This window comes from Pseudomonas fluorescens, from assembly GCF_902498065.1.
GTDB lineage: Bacteria > Pseudomonadota > Gammaproteobacteria > Pseudomonadales > Pseudomonadaceae > Aquipseudomonas > Aquipseudomonas fluorescens_BJ.
On sequence record NZ_CABVIR010000004.1, the window covers coordinates 178877 to 202909 of the forward strand.

Sequence of the window (24033 nt, forward strand, 5' to 3'; positions counted from 1 at the left end):
TGATCCGTGAGTGATTTGAGTCATATCCGCAATTTCTCCATCATCGCCCACATTGACCATGGCAAGTCGACGCTGGCCGATCGATTCATCCAGATGTGCGGCGGCCTTGCCGAGCGCGAAATGGAAGCCCAGGTGCTGGACTCCATGGACCTGGAACGTGAACGCGGGATCACCATCAAGGCCCACAGCGTCACCCTTTATTACACTGCGCGCGATGGCATCAAGTACCAGTTGAACTTCATTGACACCCCGGGCCACGTTGACTTCACCTATGAAGTCAGCCGGTCGCTGGCGGCCTGTGAAGGTGCGTTGCTGGTGGTCGATGCCGGCCAGGGCGTGGAAGCGCAATCGGTTGCCAACTGCTACACCGCCATCGAGCAGGGCCTGGAAGTCATGCCGGTCCTGAACAAGATCGACCTGCCTCAGGCCGATCCGGATCGTGTGAAAGAAGAAATCGAGAAAATCATCGGCATCGATGCCACCGATGCGGTCGAGTGCAGCGCCAAGACCGGCCTGGGCGTCGATGAAGTGCTCGAGCGTCTGGTTCACACCATTCCTGCGCCAACCGGCAACTACGAAGATCCGCTGCAAGCGTTGATCATCGACTCCTGGTTCGACAACTACCTGGGCGTTGTGTCCCTGGTGCGCGTGCGCCACGGTCGCGTGAAGAAGGGCGACAAGATTCTCGTCAAATCCACCGGCAAGATCCACCTGGTGGACAGCGTCGGTGTATTCAACCCGAAACACACCCCTACGGCTGACCTCAAGGCTGGCGAAGTGGGCTTCATCATTGCCAGCATCAAGGACATTCACGGGGCGCCGGTCGGTGACACCCTGACCTTGAGCTCGACGCCAGACGTCGACGTGCTGCCAGGTTTCAAACGCATCCAGCCGCAGGTCTACGCCGGCCTGTTCCCGGTCAGCTCCGACGACTTCGAAGATTTCCGTGAAGCCCTGCAAAAGCTCACGCTCAACGATTCGTCGCTGCAGTACACACCGGAAAGCTCCGACGCCCTGGGCTTCGGCTTCCGTTGCGGGTTCCTCGGCATGCTGCACATGGAAATCATCCAGGAGCGCCTGGAGCGCGAGTACGACCTGGACCTGATCACCACGGCACCGACGGTAATTTTCGAGCTGTTGCTGAAAACCGGTGAAACGATTTACGTCGATAACCCGTCCAAGCTTCCGGACGTGTCTACGATCGAAGACATGCGTGAGCCGATCGTGCGGGCCAATATTCTTGTGCCGCAAGAGCACCTGGGCAACGTCATTACCCTGTGCATCGAGAAGCGTGGCGTGCAACACGACATGCTGTTCCTCGGGTCCCAGGTCCAGGTGACCTACGATATTCCGATGAACGAAGTGGTCCTGGACTTCTTTGACCGTCTGAAATCCACCAGCCGTGGCTATGCTTCGCTGGATTACCATTTCGATCGTTACCAATCGGCTAGTCTGGTGAAGCTGGATGTGCTGATCAACGGTGACAAGGTCGACGCCCTGGCGCTGATCGTGCACCGTGACAATGCGAACTACAAAGGTCGCCAGTTGACCGAGAAGATGAAAGAACTGATTCCGCGCCAGATGTTCGACGTTGCGATCCAGGCCGCCATTGGCGGACAGATCATTGCGCGAACCTCCGTCAAGGCACTCAGAAAGAACGTATTGGCCAAATGCTACGGCGGTGACGTCAGCCGTAAGAAAAAACTGCTGGAAAAGCAAAAGGCCGGTAAGAAACGCATGAAGCAAGTCGGCAACGTGGAAATTCCACAAGAAGCCTTCCTTGCAGTGCTCAGGTTGGATAGTTAGGTCCTATGTCACTAAATTTCCCGCTGTTGCTGGTCATCGCCGTGTTCGTCTGCGGCCTGTTGGCGTTGCTCGATCTGGTTTTCCTGGCGCCGCGTCGGCGTGCGGCTATCGCTTCCTATCAGGGCAGCGTCAGCCAGCCTGACGGGTTGGTGGTCGAGAAGCTGAACAAAGAGCCGCTGCTGGTTGAGTACGGCAAGTCGTTCTTCCCGGTGTTGTTCATCGTACTGGTCCTGCGTTCGTTCCTGGTGGAGCCGTTCCAGATTCCTTCCGGCTCGATGAAACCGACGCTGGATGTTGGCGACTTCATTCTGGTGAGCAAGTTTTCTTACGGGATCCGCCTGCCGGTGATCGACAAGAAAGTCATCGACGTCGGTGATCCGCAGCGCGGCGATGTGATGGTGTTCCGTTACCCAAGTGATCCGAACGTCAACTACATCAAGCGTGTGGTCGGCCTGCCGGGTGACCAGGTTCGCTACACCGCCGACAAGCGCCTGTTCGTCAACGGTGAGTCGATTGCCGAGCAACTGGTCGGCTCCGAGCCGGGCACGCTGGGCAGCGCCGAGCTCTACAAGGAAAAACTCGGCGCTGCCGAGCACTTGATCCGCAAGGAAATGAGCCGTTATCGCGCATCGCCGGACCGTACCTGGACCGTGCCTGCCGGGCACTACTTCATGATGGGCGACAACCGCGACAACTCGAACGACAGTCGTTACTGGGATGATCCGAGCATTCCCAAGGATCTGCTGGGCATGGTTCCCGACAAGAATATCGTCGGCAAGGCCTTCGCAGTCTGGATGAGCTGGCCGGAACCCAAACTCAGTCACCTGCCGAATTTCTCGCGGGTTGGCCTGATCAAGTAATCACACACGGCGCTGTTGAACACAGCGCCGAATGCATTTCTGGAGTCGCCACAATCGGCGCCAGCGGCATGAAAACAATGATATTCAGGATGTAATTTTTGAACACAGCGTTAATTGTCCCAAGCCTGCGCCGCACCACGGCGATGGCGGTGGAATCCAGCCACGAACTCAGCGTGGGTAAACCGTGAGCGTCTCCTTAAGCCGTCTAGAGCGTCAGCTCGGCTACACCTTCAAAGATCAGGAACTGATGGTCCTGGCCCTGACTCACCGCAGTTTTGCCGGGCGCAACAACGAACGCCTGGAATTCCTCGGTGATGCCATCCTCAACTTCGTCGCTGGCGAGGCGCTGTTCGATCGCTTCCCGCTGGCCCGCGAAGGCCAGTTGTCGCGTTTGCGCGCACGCCTGGTGAAAGGTGAGACTCTGGCGGTACTGGCCCGCGGTTTCGATCTGGGCGAGTACTTGCGTCTGGGTTCCGGCGAGTTGAAAAGCGGCGGTTTCCGTCGCGAGTCGATTCTGGCCGATGCCCTGGAAGCGCTGATCGGTGCGATCTACCTGGACGCCGGCATGGACATGGCGCGTGAGCGCGTGCTGGCCTGGCTGGCCGGCGAGTTCGAAGGCCTGACACTGGTCGACACCAACAAAGATCCAAAAACCCGTCTGCAGGAATTCCTGCAATCGCGGGGTTGCGAGCTGCCGCGTTACGAAGTGGTGGATATCCAGGGTGAGCCGCATTGCCGGACGTTCTTCGTCGAATGTGAAATCACCTTACTGAATGAAAAAAGCCGAGGTCAGGGTGTGAGTCGTCGTATTGCCGAACAGGTAGCGGCCGCCGCAGCACTGATTGCCCTGGGTGTGGAGAATGGCAATGACTGATTCAATCGCAACACGCTGTGGCTATGTTGCCATCGTCGGCCGTCCCAACGTGGGCAAGTCCACGCTGCTGAACCACATCCTCGGCCAGAAGCTCGCGATCACTTCGCGCAAGCCGCAAACTACCCGCCACAACATGCTGGGCATCAAGACCGAGGGCGCCGTCCAGGCGATCTACGTCGACACCCCGGGTATGCACAAGGGCGGCGAAAAGGCCTTGAACCGTTACATGAACAAAACCGCTTCGGCGGCGTTGAAAGACGTCGACGTGGTGATCTTCGTGGTTGACCGCACCAAGTGGACCGACGAAGACCAGATGGTCCTCGAGCGCGTCCAGTACGTGACCGGCCCGCTGATCGTGGCGCTGAACAAGACCGACCGCATCGAAGACAAAGCCGAGCTGATGCCGCACCTGAGCTGGTTGCAGGAGCAGCTGCCGAACGCGCAGATCATGCCGATCTCGGCCCAGCACGGGCACAACCTTGAAGCGCTGGAGCGGGTGATTGCCGGTTACCTGCCGGAAAACGATCACTTCTTCCCGGAAGACCAGATCACCGACCGCAGCAGCCGCTTCCTCGCTGCTGAACTGGTGCGCGAGAAAATCATGCGCCAGATGGGCGCCGAGCTGCCGTACCAGATCACCGTGGAAATCGAAGAGTTCAAGCAGCAGGGGAAAACCCTGCACATTCATGCGTTGATCCTCGTCGAACGTGACGGCCAGAAGAAAATCATCATTGGTGACAAGGGCGAGCGCATCAAGCGCATCGGCACCGAGGCACGCAAGGACATGGAGCTGCTGTTCGACTCCAAGATCATGCTCAACCTCTGGGTGAAAGTGAAAGGCGGCTGGTCCGACGACGAACGCGCGCTGCGTTCGCTGGGTTACGGCGACCTGTAATACTGCATAAAGATCTACTGTGGGAGCGAGCCTGCTCGCGATGAGGGCCTGGTATTCAACATCAATGTTGACTGACAGACCGCTATCGCGAGCAGGCTCGCTCCCACATTGGTTTTGGGCTATTTGTAAAACTGCATTCCTTCATTGAGATCTGCGATTTCCATGTCCCAACCCATCGGCCAACCCGCCTACGTCCTCCACTCCCGCGCCTACCGTGAAACCAGCGCATTGGTGGACTTCCTCACGCCGCAAGGTCGGCTGCGGGCGGTGTTGCGCAGTGCGCGGGGCAAGGCCGGGACGCTGGCGCGGCCGTTCGTGCCGTTGGAGGTCGAGTTCCGGGGGCGAGGTGAGTTGAAGAATGTCGGGCGCATGGAAAGCGCCGGCATTTCCACCTGGCTCAACGGTGAGGCGCTGTTCAGCGGTCTTTACCTCAATGAGTTGCTGATTCGGCTGCTGCCGTCAGAAGATCCCCATCCGGCGGTCTTCGATCACTACGCCGCAACCTTGCTCGCGTTGGCCGAAGGCCGTCCGCTGGAACCGTTGCTGCGCTCCTTTGAATGGCGCCTGCTCGATGATCTCGGGTACGGCTTCGCGCTGTCCACCGACATCCATGGCGAACCCATCGCGCCGGACGGCCTCTACCGATTGCAAGTCGATGCGGGGCTGGAGCAGGTCTATCTGTTGCAACCCGGTCTGTTCAACGGCACTGAACTGCTGGCCATGGCGGACGCTGACTGGTCTGCCCCCGGCGCGCTGTCCGCGGCCAAGCGTCTGATGCGCCAGGCGCTGGCCGTTCATCTGGGCGGTCGTCCCCTCGTCAGTCGCGAGTTGTTTCGCAAGCCCTGATCACCCCGTATGCTGTGCACCGAACTTTCTCTTCTTCTGGAGCGCTTCCGTGACCACCAGCAATCGCATTCTTCTTGGCGTGAACATCGACCACGTTGCCACCCTGCGTCAGGCCCGGGGCACTCGCTATCCCGATCCGGTCAAGGCGGCACTGGACGCGGAAGAGGCGGGTGCTGACGGCATCACCGTGCACCTGCGTGAAGACCGCCGGCACATCCAGGAGCGCGATGTTCTGTTGCTCAAGGATGTGTTGCAAACCCGCATGAACTTCGAAATGGGCGTCACCGAAGAAATGATGGCGTTCGCCGAGCGCATCCGTCCGGCGCACATTTGCCTGGTCCCGGAAACCCGTCAGGAACTGACCACCGAAGGCGGTCTGGACGTGGCGGGGCAGGAAGCGCGAATCAAGGCAGCGGTGGAACGTCTGGCGAAGATCGGTTGCGAAGTGTCGCTGTTCATCGATGCAGACGAGCGGCAGATCGAAGCGTCCCGTCGTGTCGGTGCCCCGGCGATTGAATTGCACACCGGCCGTTATGCCGATGCCGAGACGCCGACGGACGTGGCTGAAGAGCTCAAGCGCGTGGCCGATGGCGTGGCGTTTGGCCTGGCGCAAGGGCTGATCGTCAATGCCGGCCACGGTTTGCACTATCACAACGTAGAGGCGGTCGCGGCGATCAAGGGCATCAACGAATTGAACATCGGCCATGCGCTGGTGGCGCATGCGTTGTTTGTCGGGTTCAAGTCGGCGGTGTCTGAAATGAAGGCGTTGATTCTGGCCGCCGCAAAAGCCTAGGCCGAACACAAAAAAACTGTGGGAGCGAGCCTGCTCGCGATGGCGTCTTAACATTCAACGAAGGTGTTGATTGTAAGACCGCTATCGCGAGCAGGCTCGCTCCCACATTTGATTGGTGGTGCCTGTCAGAGCTGCGGGGTTTCCTGGCTCGGTTTGGTCTTGTCGACCCCCGGCACATGCAGATTGCCCTCGGCGACCTGATTGCCTTCCAGCTGCGGCTGCGTCACCCAGGTCAGGATGTCGTAGTAGCGACGGATGTTCGCCACGAAGTGCACCGGCTCGCCACCCCGGGCGTAGCCGTAACGGGTTTTGCTGTACCACTTCTTTTCCGATAGGCGCGGCAGGATTTTCTTCACGTCCAGCCACTTGTCCGGGTTCAACCCTTCCTTGGCCGCCAGTTTGCGCGCGTCATCCAGGTGACCGCTGCCGACGTTGTAGGCCGCCAGTGCAAACCAGGTGCGATCCGGTTCCTGGATCGATTCATCCAGCTGTTCCTTCATGTAGGCCAGGTACTTGGCGCCGCCCATGATGCTCTGTTTCGGATCGAGGCGATTGGACACGCCCATGGCCTGCGCGGTGTTCTGGGTCAACATCATCAGGCCGCGTACGCCGGTCTTCGAAGTGACGGCCGCTTGCCACAGGGATTCCTGATAACCGACCGCCGCCAGCAGGCGCCAGTCGACTTTTTCTTTCTTGGCGTAGGTTTTGAAGTGCTGCTCGTACTTGGGCAGCCGTTGCTGCAAGTGCTGGGCGAAGGTGGTGGCGCCCATGTAGCCGAGCACATCGACGTGGCCGTAATAACGGTCCTTCAGGCGTTGCAGGGTGCCGTTCTTCTTTACCTTGTCGAGGTAGGCGTTGATCTCGTTGAGCAGGCTGTTGTCATCGCCGGCGGCCACGGCCCAGCTCTGATTGCTGGCGTCACCGAGGTCGAAGGCGACCCGAATATTGGTGAAGTAGACCTGGTTCATCGCCACTTCGTTGGAGTCGACCAGGGTCAGATCAATCTGGCCTTCATCGACCATGCGCAGCAGGTCCACGACTTCAACCGCGTCCGACTCTTCGTATTCAATCCCGGGAAATTTCTGCTTCAGCTCCGCCAGTTGCCCGGCGTGGGTGCTGCCCTTGAGCACCATGATCTTCTTGCCGACCAGATCCTTCGCATCGGTCGGCCGCGACTGGCCGTTGCGATAGATGATCTGCGGAGTGACTTCCAGATAAGAGTGGGAAAACCGTACCTGTTGCTTGCGCGCTTCGCTGCTGACCAGACCGGCCGCCGCGATGACGGGGCCGTTGGGCTTGCCCACCTGGTTGAACAGGTCGTCGAGGTTGTCGGCGGTTTCGATTTTGAGTTCGACCCCCAGATCGTCGGCGAAGCGCTTCACCAGCTCGTATTCGAAGCCGGTTTCACCGTTGCGATCCTGAAAGTAGGTGGCGGGGCTGTTTCGGGTAACCACCCGCAGCACGCCATCCTCCTTTACGCGCTCCAGCGTGTTGGGTTTATCAACACAGCCACTGAGCATCAGGAAGAGTCCGGTTGCGATCAGCCATTTGGCGTACCGCGGACGCAAAGCCGTTGGGGAAAACATCTGCGCAGTATACGCAAAGGACCACGACCGCCATATCTCGACAGCGAAGGCCGTGTCTGCTAGAGAGCGAAAAACCGCTCTGGAGCCCGCAGGAATGGGCCCGAACTGCATTTTGTGACACAAAAAATAACACCTGACTGATCGCTGTTTCGGCGCCGAAGAACCGGCCCGACGTCCGGGTGACGCCGCCCGTACCGTTTCGGGTGCTGTTGCGGGCGGTTTAGGCTAGAATGCACGGCCTCAAAGCACACCCCTTCCCGAGGCTGTCCCGAAGATGTTGATCCTGCGCGGCGCTCCTGCCCTTTCTGCCTTTCGCCACAGCAAACTCCTTGAGCAACTGAGCCAGAAGGTTCCGGCTGTCAGTGGCTTGTATGCTGAATTCGCTCACTTCGCCGAAGTTACCGGCGTCCTGACCGGCGACGAACAGCAGGTGCTCGCGCGCCTTCTGAAGTACGGTCCAAGCGTTCCGGTTCAAGAACCGACCGGTCGCCTGTTCCTGGTGTTGCCGCGTTTCGGCACCATCTCGCCGTGGTCCAGCAAGGCCAGCGACATCGCTCGCAACTGCGGCCTGGGCAAGATTCAGCGTCTGGAGCGCGGCATCGCGTTTTATGTCGCCGGCCAGTTCAGCGACGCCGAAGCGCTGTTGATCTCTGACGCGCTGCACGACCGCATGACCCAGATCGTCCTCGCCAACCTTGAACAGGCCGCCGGCCTGTTCAGCCACGCCGAACCGAAGCCGCTGACCGCGATCGACGTGTTGGGTGGCGGCCGCGCCGCGCTGGAAAAAGCCAACACCGAGCTGGGCCTGGCCCTGGCCGAAGACGAGATCGACTACCTGGTCAACGCCTTCGTCGGCTTGAAGCGCAACCCGCACGACATCGAACTGATGATGTTCGCCCAGGCGAACTCCGAGCACTGCCGTCACAAGATCTTCAACGCCAGTTGGGACATCGACGGTCAGAGCCAGGAAAAAAGCCTGTTCGGCATGATCAAGAACACTTACCAGATGCACAGCGAAGGCGTTCTGTCCGCTTACAAGGACAACGCTTCGGTGATCGTCGGTAACGTTGCCGGCCGTTTCTTCCCGGACCCTGAAACCCGCCAGTACGGCGCGGTGCAGGAACCGGTGCACATTCTGATGAAAGTCGAAACGCACAACCACCCGACCGCGATTGCCCCGTTCCCGGGTGCGTCCACCGGTTCCGGTGGCGAGATTCGCGACGAAGGCGCTACCGGTCGTGGCGCCAAGCCAAAGGCTGGCCTGACCGGTTTCACCGTGTCCAACCTGCAGATCCCTGGCTTCGAACAGCCGTGGGAAGTGCCGTACGGCAAGCCTGAACGCATCGTCACCGCGCTGGACATCATGATCGAAGGCCCACTGGGTGGCGCCGCGTTCAACAACGAATTCGGTCGTCCGGCCCTGACCGGTTATTTCCGTACCTTCGAACAGTCGATCACCACCCCGCGTGGCGACGAAGTTCGTGGCTACCACAAGCCGATCATGCTGGCTGGCGGTATGGGTAACATCCGTGCCGAACACGTGCAGAAAGGCGAGATCACCGTCGGCTCCAAGCTGATCGTGCTCGGCGGCCCGGCGATGTTGATCGGTCTGGGCGGCGGCGCCGCTTCCTCCATGGCCACCGGCACCAGCTCGGCTGACCTGGACTTCGCTTCCGTACAGCGCGAAAACCCTGAGATGGAGCGCCGTTGCCAGGAAGTCATCGACCGTTGCTGGCAGCTGGGCGACAAGAACCCGATCAGCTTCATCCACGACGTGGGTGCGGGCGGTCTGTCCAACGCGTTCCCGGAACTGGTGAACGACGGCAACCGTGGCGGTCGCTTCGAACTGCGCAACATTCCAAACGACGAACCGGGCATGGCCCCGCACGAAATCTGGAGTAACGAATCCCAGGAACGTTACGTTCTGGCGGTTGGCCCGGCGGACTTCGAACGCTTCCAGGCGATCTGCGAACGTGAGCGTTGCCCGTTTGCCGTGGTCGGCGAAGCCACTGCCGAGCCGCAACTGACGGTCACCGACAGCCACTTCGGCAACAGCCCGGTAGACATGCCGCTGGAAGTGCTGCTGGGCAAAGCCCCGCGCATGCACCGTTCGGCCGTTCGTGAAAACGAACTGGGCGACGACTTCGATCCGTCGACACTGGAAATTGCCGACTGCGTCGAACGCGTTCTGCATCACCCGGCCGTGGCGAGCAAAAGCTTCCTGATCACCATCGGCGACCGCACCATCACCGGCCTCGTGGCCCGTGACCAGATGGTTGGCCCGTGGCAGGTTCCGGTGGCCGACGTTGCCGTCACCGCCACCAGCTTCGACGTCTACACCGGTGAAGCCATGGCCATGGGCGAGCGTACTCCGCTGGCTCTGCTGGACGCTCCGGCGTCGGGCCGTATGGCCATCGGCGAAACCCTGACCAACATCGCCGCGTCGCGCATCAACAAGATCTCCGACATCAAACTGTCGGCGAACTGGATGTCCGCCGCCGGCCACCCCGGTGAAGACGCGCGCCTGTATGACACCGTGAAAGCGGTCGGCATGGAATTGTGCCCTGAGCTGGGCATCACCATTCCGGTGGGCAAGGACTCCATGTCCATGGCCACGCGCTGGAACGACGAAGGCGTCGACAAGACCGTCACCTCGCCGATGTCCCTGATCGTGACCGGTTTCGCGCCAGTGGCTGACATCCGTCAGACCCTGACCCCGGAACTGCGCATGGACAAGGGCACCACCGACCTGATCCTGATCGATCTGGGCCGTGGCCAGAACCGCATGGGCGCCTCGATCCTGGCCCAGGTTCACGGCAAGCTCGGCTCGCAAGCGCCGGACGTCGATGACGCCGAAGACCTGAAAGCCTTCTTCGCGGTGATCCAGGGCCTCAACGCCGACGGTCACCTGCTGGCGTACCACGACCGTTCCGACGGTGGTCTGCTGACCAGCGCCGTGGAAATGGCCTTCGCCGGTCACTGCGGCCTGAGCCTGAACCTCGACGGTCTGGCGGAAACTTCCGCCGACATCGCCGCGATCCTGTTCAACGAAGAATTGGGCGCGGTGATCCAGGTTCGTCAGGACGCCACCCCGGACATCCTCGCGCAGTTCAGCGCTGCTGGCCTGGGCGAGTGCGTGTCGGTGATCGGTCAGCCGATAAACAACGGCCAGATCAACATCACCTTCAACGGCGACACCGTCTTCGAAGGCCAGCGTCGTCTGCTGCAGCGTACCTGGGCTGAAACCAGCTACCAGATCCAGCGTCTGCGTGATAACGCCGATTGCGCCGAGCAAGAGTTCGACGTGCTGCTGGAAGAAGACAACCCGGGCCTGAGCGTCAAGCTGAGCTACGACGTCAACCAGGACGTCGCCGCGCCTTACATCAAGAAAAACATCCGCCCACAGGTTGCCGTACTGCGTGAGCAGGGCGTCAACGGCCAGGTGGAAATGGCCGCCGCGTTCGACCGCGCCGGTTTCAACGCGATCGACGTGCACATGAGCGACATTCTGGCCGGCCGTGTCGACCTGAACGACTTCAAGGGCATGGTCGCTTGCGGCGGTTTCTCCTACGGCGACGTACTGGGTGCCGGTGAAGGCTGGGCCAAGTCCGCGCTGTTCAACAGCCGTGCTCGCGATGCGTTCCAGGGTTTCTTCGAACGTAACGACAGCTTCACCCTCGGCGTATGCAACGGTTGCCAGATGATGTCCAACCTGCACGAGCTGATCCCGGGCAGCGAGTTCTGGCCGCACTTCGTGCGTAACCGTTCCGAGCAGTTCGAAGCGCGCGTGGCGATGGTTCAGGTCCAGGAGTCGAACTCGATCTTCCTGCAAGGCATGGCCGGTTCGCGCATGCCGATCGCCATCGCACACGGCGAAGGTCATGCCGAGTTCGAAAGCGAAGAAGCGTTGCTGGAAGCCGATCTGTCGGGTTGCGTGGCGATGCGTTTCGTCGACAACCATGGCAAGGTTACCGAAAACTACCCGGCCAACCCGAACGGTTCGCCGCGCGGGATCACCGGTTTGACCAGCCGTGACGGTCGCGTGACGATCATGATGCCGCACCCGGAACGTGTGTTCCGCGCCGTGCAGAACTCGTGGCGTTCGGAAGACTGGAACGAAGACGCGCCATGGATGCGCATGTTCCGTAACGCTCGCGTGTGGGTGAACTAAGCGCCGTGTACAAGCTCAGCTTTTTTGTTCCGGCCAGCCACGTCGAGGCGGTCAAAAGCGCTGTGTTCGCTGCCGGTGGCGGGCGGATCGGTGCTTACGATCACTGCGCATGGCAGGTGTTGGGCCTGGGTCAGTTTCGTCCATTGGATGGCAGTCAGCCGTTCATTGGCGAAGCAGGGCAGGTCGAACAGGTTGAGGAATGGAAGGTTGAGCTGGTGGTGGCGGATGAGTTGATCCGGTCGGTGGTGGCGGCTTTGAAGCAGAGCCATCCCTACGAGACACCGGCGTATGAAGTGTGGCGGCTGGAGGATTTCTGATCCGCTGGCCGCTGTAATGAAAAACCCGCCAAGGCGGGTTTTTTGTTGCCCGCAATTTGTCGAACCTGCACGCAACCCCCCTGTGGGAGCTGGCTTGCCAGCGATGGCGTCCTGTCAGCCAGCATCAACGTTGAATGCTGAACCGCAATCGCCGGCAAGCCAGCTCCTGCAGGGGGTGCGTGTCACCCACAAAAAAAGGCGACCCCCTCGCGGGAGTCGCCTTCGTTTTAACCGCCGCTAAACCTTACTCGGACAGTTTGTACGCAATCACATAGTCACCCTGTTTGGTGCCCAGAGACCCATGACCGCCCGCCACGACCAGCACGTATTGCTTGCCGTCCTTGCCGGTGTAGGTCATCGGTGTGGTTTGCGCGCCTGCAGGCAGGCGACCTTCCCACAACTGTTTGCCGTTTTTCACGTCGTAGGCACGCAGGTACTGGTCGAGGGTGCCGCTCAGGAAACCAACACCACTGCCAGTGGTGATGGTGCCACCCAGGCTAGGCACGCCCATGCTCAGCGGGATCGGAACCGGCGAGCTGTCGCGCACGGTGCCGTTCTTGTGCTTCCACAGGACTTTGGCGGTGGTCAGATCGATCGCCGCCACATAGCCCCACGCCGGCGCCTGGCACGGCAGGCCCATTGGCGACAGCAGCGCTTCGAGGACCACGCCGTACGGCGCGCCTTTGTTCGGCTGCACGCCTTCGGTTTCGCTTTTGCGCGGGCCTTGGGCCGCGATTTCGGCGGCCGGGATCATTTTCGATTTGAACGCCATGTAGCTCGGGTTCACGAAAGCGATCTGACGCACCGGGTCAACCGAGAAACCGCCCCAGTCGAACACACCGAAGTTGCCGGGGTAAACGATCGAACCCTGCAGCGACGGCGGGGTGAACGGGCCGTCGTAGCGCATGGATTTGAAGTCGATCCGGCAGATCAGTTGATCGAACGGGGTGACGCCCCACATGTCGCGCTCTTGCAGCGGCGGCGGCATCAGGTTGAGGTCGGATTTCGGTTGGGTCGGCGAGGTGTGATCACCTTCGACAGCGCCTTGTGGCACCGGCACTTCGTTGATCGGCACGATCGGTTGGCCAGTGCTGCGATCCAGCACGTAGATGCTGCCTTGCTTGGTGGACGCCAGGACCGCCGGCTTCACGCCGTCAGCGGTTTTCAGGTCCATCAGGGTTGGCTGGCCACCGACGTCCATGTCCCACAGGTCGTGGTGGGTGAACTGCATGTGCCAGCGCACGTGCCCGGTGGCGATGTCGAGGGCCGTCAGGCCGGCGGCGTGCAGTTCCGATTCCGGCGTGCGTGCGCCACCGAACTGGTCCGGTGTCTGGTTGCCCATCGGCAGGTACAGCATGCCGAGTTTTTCGTCGACGGCGAACATCGACCACATGTTCGGCGAGTTGCGGGTGTAGACCTTGCCTTCGGCAATCGGCGTGGTGTCGTCCGGGTTGCCGCTGTCCCAGTTCCACACCAGTTTACCGGTGTGCACGTCGAACGCGCGGATCACGCCGCTCGGCTCGTCGGTGGAGACGTTGTCGGTGACGTGGCCACCAATCACCACCAGGTCTTTGGTCACGGCTGGAGGCGAGGTGGAGTAGTAACCGCCGGCGTTGAAGCCGCCGATGTTGGCGCTCAGGTCGACCTGGCCTTTGTTGCCGAAGTCTTCGCACATCTTGCCGGTGTCGGCGTCGAGGGCGATCAGGCGGGTGTCGGCGGTCGGCAGGAAGATACGGCGTGGGCAGACAGTGCTGACCGGCGCAGGGCTGGCGGTGCCGGTCGGGCTCTGCTCGGAGGCGTAAGCCGCGTCATCGTGATACGACACGCCACGGCAGGTCATGTGCGCCCAACCCTTGAAGTTCGCCGCATTCTGCGTGGAGAGCTTCGGATCGAAACGCCAGATTTCCTTGCCGGTGTCCGGGTCCAGCGCGATCACCTGGCTGTGCGGCGTGCACACGTAGAGCATGCCGTTGACTTTCAGCGGGGTGTTTTCAGCGGTGGTTTCACCCGGATCGTTCGGCCCCGGCAGGTCGCCGGTGCGGTAGGTCCAGGCCGGAACGAGCTTGTTCACGTTCTGCGGGGTGATCTGTGCCAGTGGCGAGTAACGATCACCGTGGGCGCTGCGGCCGTAGGAGTTCCAGTCACCGTCGGGCATGGCCGGGGCAGTGTTGGTCATTCCCGGCACGCTGTCGCGGTCCAGTTGGCCTTTGATTTCACCGGGGTTGGTGAATTGGCTGGCCAGAGCAGCAACGCCCGCCAGCACCACGGCTACGCTCAGCGCGCCGGTGCCCATCGGCGCGGGGCCGGTGATCAGCAGCGGGCGACGGAACCATGGCAGCAGCATGACAATACCCAGCGCGAACAACATCGCCAGGCGCGGCACCAGTTGCCACCAGTCCAGGCCGACTTCCCACAGGGCCCAGACGGTGCTGGCGAACAGCACCAAGGCGTAAAGCCCCAAGGCTGCGCGGCGGGCAAGAATCAGCAGCACGCCGGTCAGTGCCAGGCCGATACCGGCCAGCAGGTAATACAGCGAGCCGCCGAGCATGCTCAGTTTGATCCCGCCGGCCAGCATGGCCAGGCCCATTAGCAGAAGCAGAATGCCGAGCAGGGTCGGCAATAGACGGCTTCGACTCAAAGCACCATCAGTGCTCATAGTGTGGTTCTCCGTGACGTTTCAAGTAGTCCCGCGCAAGTTCACTGTAGATGACGATCCGGCGCGGGCATGGTTCAGATAAAAAAGGTTCGGTTGATGCGGTCCCCTGTGGGAGCGAGCCTGCTCGCGAAAGCGGTGTGTCAGTCAGCATTGATGTTGAAGCTGATGGCCTCTTCGCGAGCAGGCTCGCTCCCACAGATTTTGTGGCGTTGGTTAGAACGAGGACTGGACCTTGATCCCGCCAATCAGCGCGTCATCGACCTTGTCCACGCCACCGGGGTGGCGGATGTATTGCAGGTTCGGGCGCACGGTCAGCCAGTTCGTGACGTGCACGCCGTAATAGAGTTCGGCGCTGTATTCGGTGTCCTGCGGCGGCAGGTAGCTTGGATCGTCGAAGTCGTAGACCGCATGGGCCTGATTGCTCGCCTCGGCGTTTTTGCGGTATGCCGGATTGACATGAACCCGGGCCATCGCGAAACCGATGTCGTCCTTGGCGCGCGCATCGAACAGACCTTTGTAGACGACGCCGGCCTGGACATAGTTGTCGATGGCGTTGGTCTTCTTGTCGTGCATCGTGCCGTTGGCGAACACGCTCAGGCCACGGGAGTGGTCGCTGGCACGACTGGTGAGTTGCTGTTGCACGCCGAGCCACACGCCGTGCTTGCTCGATGCGCTGCGGTAGGCCTCGCCACTCAAGGCGGCGGGCTGACCATTGCGGTCCTTGTAGGCATCGGTAGCGTTGGCGTTGCTGTAGTAATAACCGGCGCGGTATTCGCCCGGCAGGCCGTTGAACTTCGGCGTCCACACCAGTTCCACCGGCAAAATCGCACCTTGGGTGCCACTGCCGCTGAGCTTGAAACCGTTGCCGCGATCGAGGTTCGACGGGTTCTGTTCATACGCGCCGACTTGCGCGTACAGCTCCGGTGTCAGGTGATATTTGACCCGCATCGCCCATTGGCTGACCGGCCAGTTGTACCAGATGCCGCCGACCCAGTTGCCGACCTGAGAGCCGCAGAACGCAAGGTTCTGGAAGTCGCAGGGGAAGCTGTTGAAGTCTTCGCCTTCACCGAAACGGCCGACCTTGATGTCGAGTTTCCGGTCGAAGAATTTCTGCTGATACCACATCTGCGTCAGGCGCCAGGTTTGCCCGCGACCCCAGACTTCTTGCGCTGAAGTGAAACCACCGACCCGTGGATCATTGATCCGGTCGTTGCTGATGTTGTTGCCGTTGCGCTCGGTGATGGTCAGCTGGAATTCAGCGTCGTCCCAACCGAGGATCTTCTGCAGATCGAGATGCGTGCCGAGGCCAAACTGATCGCTGTAGCGTGCGGTGCGGTCATGGTCGTAGCCGCCGTGCAGATTGCTGCCCATTTCACCGGTGTAATCGACTTTGAAGTCGTAGCCTTTTTCCGAAAGCTCGGTGCGCGTGCCGTTCCAGTCACCGAGCATCCACGGCGATTCGCTATCGAAGGCCGGGGCGGCCTGAACGCAGGTGGCGAGGCCCAATACGGTGAATCCGCCGATCAGGTTCCGGGCATTTCGGCTGGCAACAGCCGGTAAGACAGCGCTGTCTCGCGATGATTGAAGATAAGGCATAGAGAAGGAATTCTTGGTCTTTTCTGGGGAGTGAACTGAAAGCAGCAAGGATGGAGCGATGAGCGGAAGCGTTTCAGCTTGTCGGGCGCAAGGATAATGTTCTGTTACAAATAGAGAAAGACCTTTTCCCGACATGAATTCTTTCGGATTTGGTAACAGTCAGAACACCGTGGCAACTGAGCTGCGGTGCGGCGATCCGACTTGCCAGCGACGGGGCCATTGAATCTTGCATCGCTCTGCAGATCGCCATCGCTGGCAAGCCAGCCCCCACAGGGGGCGTGTGATGCCGTAGATCCTTAATCGCGTTCAAATTTTTTGTCCCGTTTCGCCTACATTTATCAGATAGCGCACAGAACCCTTCCACCCGAACACCCCCTCGGCTAAGGTGCGCGGCTTCCAATTCATCTCTCGCGTGAAGGCCCTGCATGACCGAACAGAACAACAACCCGCTGCACGGCGTGACGCTGGAACAAATCCTCAACGCGCTGGTTGAACATTACGAATGGTCGGGGCTGGCCGAGCGCATCGATATTCGCTGCTTCAAGAGTGACCCGAGCATCAAGTCGAGCCTGACCTTCCTGCGCAAAACCCCGTGGGCGCGGGAGAAGGTTGAACGCTTGTACGTCAAGTTGATGCGCACCAAGCGCCCGCTCTGAACATGGTCAGCCAGTCTGCCGCGAGGCGTCGTTTTGTGGCGGTGGCGGCGCTGCTCGGCTGGGCAGGATTGAGCATTCAGCTGTACCTGATTTTCTATTCACGCTGGGCGCTGGGCGCCAGTTTGCTGGGTGGGCTGCTGAGCTTTTTCAGCTATTTCACCGTGCTCAGCAATACGTTGGTGGCAACTGTGTTGACCTGCGCATTGACGTCCCGCGAGTCGGCGGCACGCCGCTGGTTTTTGCAGCCGTGGGTGAGCAGCGGGATTGCCGTGAGCATCGCCGTGGTCGGCCTCGCCTACAACGTCCTGTTGCGCCATCTGTGGCATCCCGAAGGCTGGCAATGGCTGGCCGATGAACTGATGCACGACGTCATGCCGCTGCTGTTTCTGGCCTGGTGGTGGTTGTGCGTGCCCAAGGGCACCTTGCGTCTGCGGCACATCGCGCTGTGGGTGATTTACCCGTTGGTGTACTTCGCGTATGCCCTGCTGCGCGGGCATCTGCTGGCGACTTATCCATACCCGTTCATTGATGTGGACACGCTGGGTTATCCACAGGTGTTTGTGAATGCCGGCGGATTGTTGGCGGGGTTTGTGCTGATTGCCTTGCTGGTGATCGCGTTGGATCGCCGTCGGGGCTGATCACCCCAACGTCTGATCAACGCCGCTCCTACAGTCCTGCGTTGTTATTCCTCGTCGCTGTCGTCCAGCCGCCAATAGCCGACGGCTTTGAGGAATTGATCGTTCAGCCCGTGCTCGTCCAGCAACACCCGACGAATCTGCCGTGACACTTTGCTCTCGGTCGCCACCCACGTGTACAGATGGCCGGCGGGCACCTGCAATTCCTTCACTGTGGTCAGCAGATTGTTCTTGCCACCGTCGCGCAACACCCAGATCACATCGACCTGCGCCGGGCTTTCGAGCTTCTGCTGTTCCGCGCCGTTCTCCACCTCAATGATCACCAGCGCTCGCCGATTGGCCGCCAAACCCTCCAGACGCCGCGCAATCGCGGGAATTGCCGTCTCATCGCCGATCAGCAAATAGCTGTCGAACATGTCCGGTACGATCATCGAGCCGCGCGGCCCGCCGATGTGCAGGAACTGCCCCGGTGTGGCCTGTTCGGCCCAGGTCGAAGCAGGGCCGTCGCCGTGCAACACGAAGTCGATGTCCAGCTCCAGGGTGTCGAGGTCGTAGCGACGTGGCGTGTAATCGCGCATCGCCGGCATCGGGCCGTTGTCCTTGCCGGCACCGAGCACCAGGGTCTCCAGCGCCGCTTGTTCTGCCGCGTTCTGCGGGAATAGCAGTTTGACGTGGTCGTCTGTGCCCAAGCTGATGAAGCCGGCCAGTTCAGGGCCGCCCAGGGTAATCCGGCGCATGCGCGGGGTCAGGTCAACCACCCGCAACACTTGCAGGCGACGGCGTTTGATTTCATGCATGACACGGTGAATGGTGTGCTCGATCACTTCAGTCATTCAGCTTTCTCCGCAGTGGGTTGAACGAAGGGGCCATCGACGATGGCTTTGGCGGTGTCGTTGAGCAGGGCGGCGACCCGAACGATTTCTTCCGCGCTCCAGCGACCGTGATGCAGTTGCAACGCATGACGCAGGTTATGCACCGCTTCGTGAATTTCAGCCGGACGGTCATGGCCGCGCAACGAACGCTTGCTGACATCGATGCGCATGCGCACGCCGTCCAGTGCAACCGCTTGCTCACTTAAAGACAGACGACCGGCGTCAGTCACGCTGTAGCGTTTTTTTCCGCCTTCGGCATCGCCCTGGATCATTTCGCTTTCTTCCAGAAAGGTCAGGGTCGGGTAGATCACGCCGGGGCTGGGGCTGTAGGCGCCGTCGAACATGCCTTCGATCTGGCGGATCAAGTCGTAGCCGTGGCAGGGCTGTTCGGCGATGAGCGCCAGCAGCAGCAATTTCAGATCGCCGGGGGCAAACACCCGGGGGCCGCGACCGCCGCGTTCGCGACCGGGGCGTTTCTCGAAGCCGTCGCGGCCGTCACCGTGTTCGCGGTGGGGGGAATGATGGTCTCTCATTTTTCCTTCTCTCTGTCGTGTTTAGATACAACTTAAGATATATCTTATCGAGAAGGCAAGTGAACAGGACCAACGGTCGCCGGCGCAAGGACGTCGTGGCGGTTTTCAGTGCAGGGGGCAGAAAGCACCGTTTTATCGCTTGCTATTTTAGAGTGATCAATCTAATTGTGAGTAACTAACAGAGAATGATTTTTAATAGTTAAGCCTAAGTAGTCCTTCTCTTACAGATTGTCTGTTTTATTTATCTGTGTGCTTTTTTCATTAAAACTGTTTGTAGTATGTTTCTGTCGGGTGAACGGTTTAATTATTGATTTTTAGGGTTTTTTCTACTTGCTTGTGGGTGGTTGTTACTACACGTTCTTCGGAAGTTACGTACTTACTTTCTCAGGAAATTGGCCGATCATTCTCTCCGTCGAAAGTTGAGTCAAATTGCCACTATTTAAGGCGGCGATCTGGACGACTCATGCTTTCCACTGACCAATCACTTTGAAAAATACAGGTATTCAACCATGTTCAAGAAGTTTGCAATCGCCGTTCCGATGACCCTCATGGCCCTGAGCACTTCGATGGCGTTCGCTGCGGATGAGTCGCGCACCTCCATTAACATTACCGCTGAAATTCCGAGTTCGATCTTTTATGCCCAGCCTGTAAATCCGGACTTCGGTAAAGACGAGAAAATGCAATACCTCATCCCTGCCGGAACCCTGACAGACGTGGTCGGCATGTACGATGTGAAGCACACTGAAGGTTCGGTTAACGCTTACGTCGAAGGCGGCCCGCAACCCTTGTTCAACGGTAATGCCGCGAAAAACATTGCCCTGACTTACGCTTTCAATGGAAAGGTATTGACTGGTACCAGTCAGGAAGTGGTAGGTGACACCGAATCCAATGGCGGCATGCGCGCGGAACTGCGTGTAACCGCAGCTAAACCCACTGCCGATCAGACCGGTCTGTACACCGCTACTCCGGTCGTGATTTTCGATGCGGTCCCCCGCATTTAAGTCTTCAGCCAAGGCTTGTCCTTACTTGATAGCCTGACCGATCGGCAGGCGATTTTTGTCTGTCGATCGGCTTTAACATCTTTATCCACAGAGTATTTCGTTCATGTTCCCGATGACTCCCATCGCGACGGCGCTTGCCCTTTTTTTTTGTGCAACGGCCTTGGCCGCACCCACGGAAAACGGCACTACACCGAGAAGTTTGCTGGCGCAGGCCAAGGGGCTGCCGAGCGAGTTTGAAGAACACTTCTTTGATGTGCCGCTGGCGGTGCGAGTGGAACTTGACCAACAGTTTCTCGGTGAGGCAATGGTCGTGTTAACCCGCGACGATCGAATCACCCTGGTTGACTTCGCCGATGTCAGCGACAGCACGATCAAAGCCAGTGAACGCGACACTTGGTCGAACTATTTGAAGCAAGGCGTGGCGCTGGGCAACTGCCAGGTGAAATGCCCCGAGCAGCTATTGGCCGTGCACTACAGCCTGGAAAACTCGCTGCTGTCGATCCTCACGGAAAACGCCGAACGCGACGATCAGGTGCAGCGTTATTACAACCAGCCCGAAGGCGGCAGCACCGGGTTGATCGTGCGCAACCAGTTGAACCTCAATGGCGGGCAAAACCAGGACCTGGGCGGGCGATATGGTCTTGAAGCCAGCAGCAGCCTCGGTAACTGGACTCAAGCGGTGAACCTGCAACTGTCGCGACTGGGCGGTGTGGATAACCAGACCTATCACGCTGTCCATGAGCTCTATACCCAGCGCGAACTGGAAGGCAATTTTCTGCGCCTTGGCTTATTCACGCCCAACTCGGAAGGCCTGACCCGTCAGCCACGCTCCTTCGGCGCCAGCCCCGACACCGCAGTGGGTGTCATGTACGGCAGCTCCGACAGCCTGGCCATCAACAACCCGAAACCGGCGGTCTACCCGATCTACGTCACGGCCAATCGCCAGGGTTCGGTGGAAATCTATCGCGACGGTTTGCTGATCAACACGCAGGCGATGCCGGCCGGTTTGCAGACCCTCGACACGCGGCCGTTGCCCGGTGGCATCTATGAAGTGGAAGTGCGCCTGATCGAAGACGGTCAGATCACCTCCAGCACGCAGGAACTGGTCTACAAACCGAACAACTGGCGCAACCACGACGAGCAATGGCGCTACAACCTGTTCGCCGGGCGTGAATCCAAATTGCTCAGCAACTGGGACGATCAGGCCGACGGCGAGATGACGGCCGGCGCCGCGTTCAACTTTCTGCTGCACCCGCGGGTGATCCTCGGCCTGTCGGGCCGACAGGTGAAAGACACCCTGCAATACGGCACCTCGGTCGACTGGGCGATCGTCAACAATACCAGCGTGTATGCCAACGTCTACAAGACCGAGGACTACGGCACCGGCCTCGACGTGCAGGGGCTTTATTCCTACGGCAGCGGCAGCATCGTCGCCAGCCACAACCGCAGCTGGCTCGACACCACCCGGCTCTACGACACGCTGCCGGACGGCACGCGAGTGCGGCAGCGCAACGTATTTATCGGCCAGACCAGCAACTCGTCGTTGTCGGTTAACCATCGGCTTACCAGCAAAAGTTCGGTCAATGCCCGGGTGTCTCATAGCGAAGGCAATACCGAAGGCGTCGGCGTGGATCTGGGTTGGAGCCAGCGCAGCCGATTGTTCGGCAGCGACGCCAACTGGCGCTTGTCGCTATTCGACAGACCCGGCAGCTTCAGCTCCGGCAATGACCGCAATCGAGGCGTCGACCTGAGTGTCAACATCGCCCTGGGCGGTCCGGGCGAACAGATTTCCGGCAGCATCGGCACCCGCACCGATCGCGACGGCGGGCGCGATAACAATGCTTCGGTCACCTACCGCAAAGACTTGCAGGATCACCTGCTGCAAAGCGTTTCCGCCACGGCGATCACCGACACCTATGGCATCGGCATGAACGCGATGGCGACGATGCAATCGGAGCAGGTCAACGCTGACGGTTTCATCCAGCGTTCCTCTTACAACAACGACTTCACCGGTGGCCTGAACCTCGACAGCACCGTCGCCGTCGGCGGGCAGAAAATGGTCATGACCAGCCAGTACCACCGCAACGGTGCGGGCATGATCATTGATGTCGAATCGGACATCGACGACATCGCCCTGCGTGCCGACGACTTGAGCGGCGGCAGCGCAATCCTCAAGCCGGGGCGCAATTTCGTGCCGATCACCGCCTACAAAAGCAGCTCGGTCAGTTTCGATTTCGAGGGCAATCATGTTCCGGCTGCGACCATCCAGCCGGCCCGCTCCAGCTATCACCTGAACAAGGGCGGCGTCGAATATCGGCAGATTCGCGTGATGAAAACCCTCACCGTGCTCGGTCGGCTGGTGGACTACCAGGGCAGCCCGCTCAAGGGCCATCACATCATCAACCACGCCAGCCGTGGCGTGAGTGAAGTGGACGGTTTCTTCTCCATGGAAATGAACGCCGGTTCGCCGACCCTGGAAGTGCGCCACGGCAACCAGTTGCTGTGCCAGTTCCGCCTGGACCCGAGCAATGGCCGCACGGAAAACAACGTGCTGATGATCGGCGATCTGCGTTGCACGCCGGACACCCTGGCGGATGTCGCCGATGCCGTGCAGAGGGCGGGTTGATGGACGCTGCTCAATGTTCTGGAGTTTTTAATGTGCTGAAACCATCGATTGCTCTCGGGCGACTGACCACCCGAACCTTGCTTCTCGGCGCCTGCCTGATTGTTTCGGCCCCGCAGATCGAGGCGAGGGTCATGCCGATTACGGCCACCTTCAACCCCGACCCGAACAATCCGCAGAAGAATGAGTTCAGGAATACGACGCCCAACGGTGGGTTCTGCGGTACCTATCCCGCCATCTGCAAGACTCACAATATTTTCAGCCTGCGCTCACACGTGGGGAATATTCCATTTGGTGGCCCCATTCTGCCTAACCACCCGGATGTGCGACAGGGCGCGATGATCAAGACGCCCGCCACGTGGCGTTCGTTGACGGTGCGCAATCGTGAGACTGGCGAGCCGGCCGAGGTGGAAATCCGCATCGCTGGGGTGGGCGGTGTTTACTACCTCAGTGATGATGTAAGAACGCTTACCGGCCAAACAGATATTGTCTGGGGTCATAGAATGCTGTGGGCGGGGGGCGATTGGCAAAATGCCCCCAGTCCATGCGTGGCAATTGGCCCGTTGTCCTATTATGGAAATAGCGGTTTCCAGTTCTTCTGGCTGACGCCCCAAGAAACGGTGTGTGCGAAACAGGCCATGTTTCTCATTCCTGAGTTTAAGCTCCACTACATGGATTTCACCTACGAGCTGCGTACTCCAAACCCACTGAAAATGTCCACCGGGGTGTACGAGGGAACCCAGGTGTACACCGTCGGGCCGGGCGGCGACTTCGATCTGGGTGACATCGTTGTGCCCTCGGACAACATCATCCAGCTCGACTTCACCCTCACCGTCGAGCACACCCTCAAAGTCGAAGTCCCGCCGGGTGGCAATCGCGTCGAACTGGTGCCACAAGGCGGCTGGCAGGCCTGGCTGCAACAGGGCCGCAAGCCTACGCGGCTGTTCCGCGACCAGACCTTCAACATCTCGGCCAGTTCGCGCTTCAAGATGAAACTGGAATGTGAGCACACCCAAGACAGCAGGACCTGCTCGTTGCGCGAGCCGGTATCCGGCAATTTCGTGCCGCTGAACGTCAGCGTCAGCCTGCCCCGTGGCTTGAGCGATGAAAGCGGCAGAGCCGTCGAACGGCGGCCCTTGCTGATGGATGGCAGCGGTACCGAACTGTTCCAGCCGGCGTTTTACGTGGAGCGCAGACCCGGAACGCTGCACTTCGAGATTCCTTCCCGCGAAGTGGAGCAGATGCTGCAACCGGGTCATCAGCGACAGTATTCCGGGAATGTGACGGTTGTCTGGGATTCGGATGTTTAGCGG

The 24033-nt window shown here is 59.9% G+C and carries 18 protein-coding genes; 13 read left to right on the forward strand and 5 right to left on the reverse strand.

Annotated features, from left to right (window positions below):
* The first annotated feature begins 6 nt into the window (after positions 1-6).
* The 6 genes from lepA to pdxJ all read left to right on the forward strand — a co-directional run bounded on the left by lepA (position 7) and on the right by pdxJ (position 6074).
* Positions 7-1806 carry a translation elongation factor 4 gene (gene lepA, locus F8N43_RS16790; protein ID WP_150631249.1) on the forward strand — a complete coding sequence of 600 codons (1800 nt, stop codon included), beginning with the start codon at positions 7-9 and terminating at the stop codon, positions 1804-1806.
* A 5-nt stretch (positions 1807-1811) separates the two neighbouring features.
* Positions 1812-2666, forward strand: coding sequence for a signal peptidase I (gene lepB / locus F8N43_RS16795; protein WP_150631248.1), 855 nt, complete (start codon positions 1812-1814; stop codon positions 2664-2666).
* A gap of 184 nt (positions 2667-2850) precedes the next feature.
* The gene (gene rnc, locus F8N43_RS16800) at positions 2851-3540 is read left to right on the forward strand and encodes a ribonuclease III (RefSeq protein WP_010463056.1); all 690 of its coding nucleotides are present in this window, start codon (positions 2851-2853) and stop codon (positions 3538-3540) included.
* Positions 3533-4435 carry a GTPase Era gene (gene era, locus F8N43_RS16805; protein ID WP_150631247.1) on the forward strand — a complete coding sequence of 301 codons (903 nt, stop codon included), beginning with the start codon at positions 3533-3535 and terminating at the stop codon, positions 4433-4435. Before rnc ends, era begins: the two co-directional genes overlap by 8 nt.
* Positions 4436-4597: 162 nt before the next feature.
* Positions 4598-5281 (forward strand): DNA repair protein RecO, encoded by a 684-nt coding sequence (gene recO / locus F8N43_RS16810; RefSeq protein ID WP_150631246.1) that lies wholly within the window; start codon positions 4598-4600, stop codon positions 5279-5281.
* A 49-nt stretch (positions 5282-5330) separates the two neighbouring features.
* Positions 5331-6074, forward strand: a complete 744-nt coding sequence (gene pdxJ / locus F8N43_RS16815; protein WP_150631245.1) for a pyridoxine 5'-phosphate synthase — start codon at positions 5331-5333, stop codon at positions 6072-6074.
* A gap of 125 nt (positions 6075-6199) precedes the next feature.
* Here pdxJ and mltF read toward each other — a convergent pair whose 3' ends face one another.
* Complete coding sequence (gene mltF, locus F8N43_RS16820; RefSeq protein WP_150631244.1) at positions 6200-7660, reverse strand: membrane-bound lytic murein transglycosylase MltF; 1461 nt, start codon at positions 7658-7660, stop codon at positions 6200-6202.
* A gap of 274 nt (positions 7661-7934) precedes the next feature.
* On the opposite strand from mltF, the gene purL reads away from it, so the two are divergent.
* Together purL and F8N43_RS16830 are read left to right on the forward strand one after the other, a co-directional pair.
* Positions 7935-11831 carry a phosphoribosylformylglycinamidine synthase gene (gene purL, locus F8N43_RS16825; RefSeq protein WP_150639671.1) on the forward strand — a complete coding sequence of 1299 codons (3897 nt, stop codon included), beginning with the start codon at positions 7935-7937 and terminating at the stop codon, positions 11829-11831.
* Between the two features lie 5 nt (positions 11832-11836).
* A complete protein-coding gene (locus tag F8N43_RS16830) occupies positions 11837-12148 on the forward strand; it encodes a YqfO family protein (RefSeq protein WP_150631242.1) in 312 nt (103 codons plus the stop codon).
* Between the two features lie 244 nt (positions 12149-12392).
* On the opposite strand, the gene F8N43_RS16835 is transcribed toward F8N43_RS16830, so the two are convergent.
* Positions 12393-14804 (reverse strand): glucose/quinate/shikimate family membrane-bound PQQ-dependent dehydrogenase, encoded by a 2412-nt coding sequence (locus F8N43_RS16835; RefSeq protein ID WP_150631241.1) that lies wholly within the window; start codon positions 14802-14804, stop codon positions 12393-12395.
* A 213-nt stretch (positions 14805-15017) separates the two neighbouring features.
* Positions 15018-16400: a carbohydrate porin gene (locus F8N43_RS16845; RefSeq protein WP_150639672.1), complete on the reverse strand. Its 1383-nt coding sequence runs from the start codon at positions 16398-16400 to the stop codon at positions 15018-15020.
* Positions 16401-16825: 425 nt separating this feature from the next.
* Between F8N43_RS16845 and F8N43_RS16850 the strand changes: the two genes are divergently transcribed.
* Both F8N43_RS16850 and F8N43_RS16855 read left to right on the forward strand, forming a co-directional pair.
* Positions 16826-17056 carry a VF530 family DNA-binding protein gene (locus F8N43_RS16850; protein WP_007903672.1) on the forward strand — a complete coding sequence of 77 codons (231 nt, stop codon included), beginning with the start codon at positions 16826-16828 and terminating at the stop codon, positions 17054-17056.
* A 2-nt stretch (positions 17057-17058) separates the two neighbouring features.
* Positions 17059-17694 carry a Pr6Pr family membrane protein gene (locus F8N43_RS16855; protein ID WP_150654056.1) on the forward strand — a complete coding sequence of 212 codons (636 nt, stop codon included), beginning with the start codon at positions 17059-17061 and terminating at the stop codon, positions 17692-17694.
* A gap of 44 nt (positions 17695-17738) precedes the next feature.
* On the opposite strand, the gene F8N43_RS16860 is transcribed toward F8N43_RS16855, so the two are convergent.
* Positions 17739-18524: a siderophore-interacting protein gene (locus tag F8N43_RS16860; protein ID WP_150654057.1), complete on the reverse strand. Its 786-nt coding sequence runs from the start codon at positions 18522-18524 to the stop codon at positions 17739-17741.
* Positions 18521-19096 carry a PadR family transcriptional regulator gene (locus tag F8N43_RS16865; RefSeq protein WP_150654058.1) on the reverse strand — a complete coding sequence of 192 codons (576 nt, stop codon included), beginning with the start codon at positions 19094-19096 and terminating at the stop codon, positions 18521-18523. The genes F8N43_RS16860 and F8N43_RS16865 overlap by 4 nt, the downstream gene beginning before the upstream one ends.
* A 509-nt stretch (positions 19097-19605) precedes the next feature.
* Between F8N43_RS16865 and F8N43_RS16870 the strand changes: the two genes are divergently transcribed.
* From F8N43_RS16870 to F8N43_RS16880, 3 genes are all read left to right on the forward strand, one after another.
* Positions 19606-20097 (forward strand): CS1 type fimbrial major subunit, encoded by a 492-nt coding sequence (locus F8N43_RS16870; protein WP_150654059.1) that lies wholly within the window; start codon positions 19606-19608, stop codon positions 20095-20097.
* Positions 20098-20200: 103 nt separating this feature from the next.
* Positions 20201-22723 carry a CS1-pili formation C-terminal domain-containing protein gene (locus F8N43_RS16875; RefSeq protein WP_150654060.1) on the forward strand — a complete coding sequence of 841 codons (2523 nt, stop codon included), beginning with the start codon at positions 20201-20203 and terminating at the stop codon, positions 22721-22723.
* Positions 22723-24030 carry a hypothetical protein gene (locus F8N43_RS16880; protein ID WP_224787834.1) on the forward strand — a complete coding sequence of 436 codons (1308 nt, stop codon included), beginning with the start codon at positions 22723-22725 and terminating at the stop codon, positions 24028-24030. The genes F8N43_RS16875 and F8N43_RS16880 overlap by 1 nt, the downstream gene beginning before the upstream one ends.
* Positions 24031-24033 lie beyond the last annotated feature (3 nt).

Coding starts and splice junctions, on each gene's coding strand:
- lepB (WP_150631248.1), top strand. CDS start 1,812: ATGTCACTAAATTTCCCGCTGTTGCTGGTCATCGCCGTGTTCGTCTGC.
- era (WP_150631247.1), top strand. CDS start 3,533: ATGACTGATTCAATCGCAACACGCTGTGGCTATGTTGCCATCGTCGGC.
- recO (WP_150631246.1), top strand. CDS start 4,598: ATGTCCCAACCCATCGGCCAACCCGCCTACGTCCTCCACTCCCGCGCC.
- mltF (WP_150631244.1), bottom strand. CDS start 7,660: ATGTTTTCCCCAACGGCTTTGCGTCCGCGGTACGCCAAATGGCTGATC.
- purL (WP_150639671.1), top strand. CDS start 7,935: ATGTTGATCCTGCGCGGCGCTCCTGCCCTTTCTGCCTTTCGCCACAGC.
- F8N43_RS16835 (WP_150631241.1), bottom strand. CDS start 14,804: ATGAGCACTGATGGTGCTTTGAGTCGAAGCCGTCTATTGCCGACCCTG.
- F8N43_RS16845 (WP_150639672.1), bottom strand. CDS start 16,400: ATGCCTTATCTTCAATCATCGCGAGACAGCGCTGTCTTACCGGCTGTT.
- F8N43_RS16850 (WP_007903672.1), top strand. CDS start 16,826: ATGACCGAACAGAACAACAACCCGCTGCACGGCGTGACGCTGGAACAA.
- F8N43_RS16855 (WP_150654056.1), top strand. CDS start 17,059: ATGGTCAGCCAGTCTGCCGCGAGGCGTCGTTTTGTGGCGGTGGCGGCG.
- F8N43_RS16860 (WP_150654057.1), bottom strand. CDS start 18,524: ATGACTGAAGTGATCGAGCACACCATTCACCGTGTCATGCATGAAATC.
- F8N43_RS16865 (WP_150654058.1), bottom strand. CDS start 19,096: ATGAGAGACCATCATTCCCCCCACCGCGAACACGGTGACGGCCGCGAC.
- F8N43_RS16870 (WP_150654059.1), top strand. CDS start 19,606: ATGTTCAAGAAGTTTGCAATCGCCGTTCCGATGACCCTCATGGCCCTG.
- F8N43_RS16875 (WP_150654060.1), top strand. CDS start 20,201: ATGTTCCCGATGACTCCCATCGCGACGGCGCTTGCCCTTTTTTTTTGT.
- F8N43_RS16880 (WP_224787834.1), top strand. CDS start 22,723: ATGGACGCTGCTCAATGTTCTGGAGTTTTTAATGTGCTGAAACCATCG.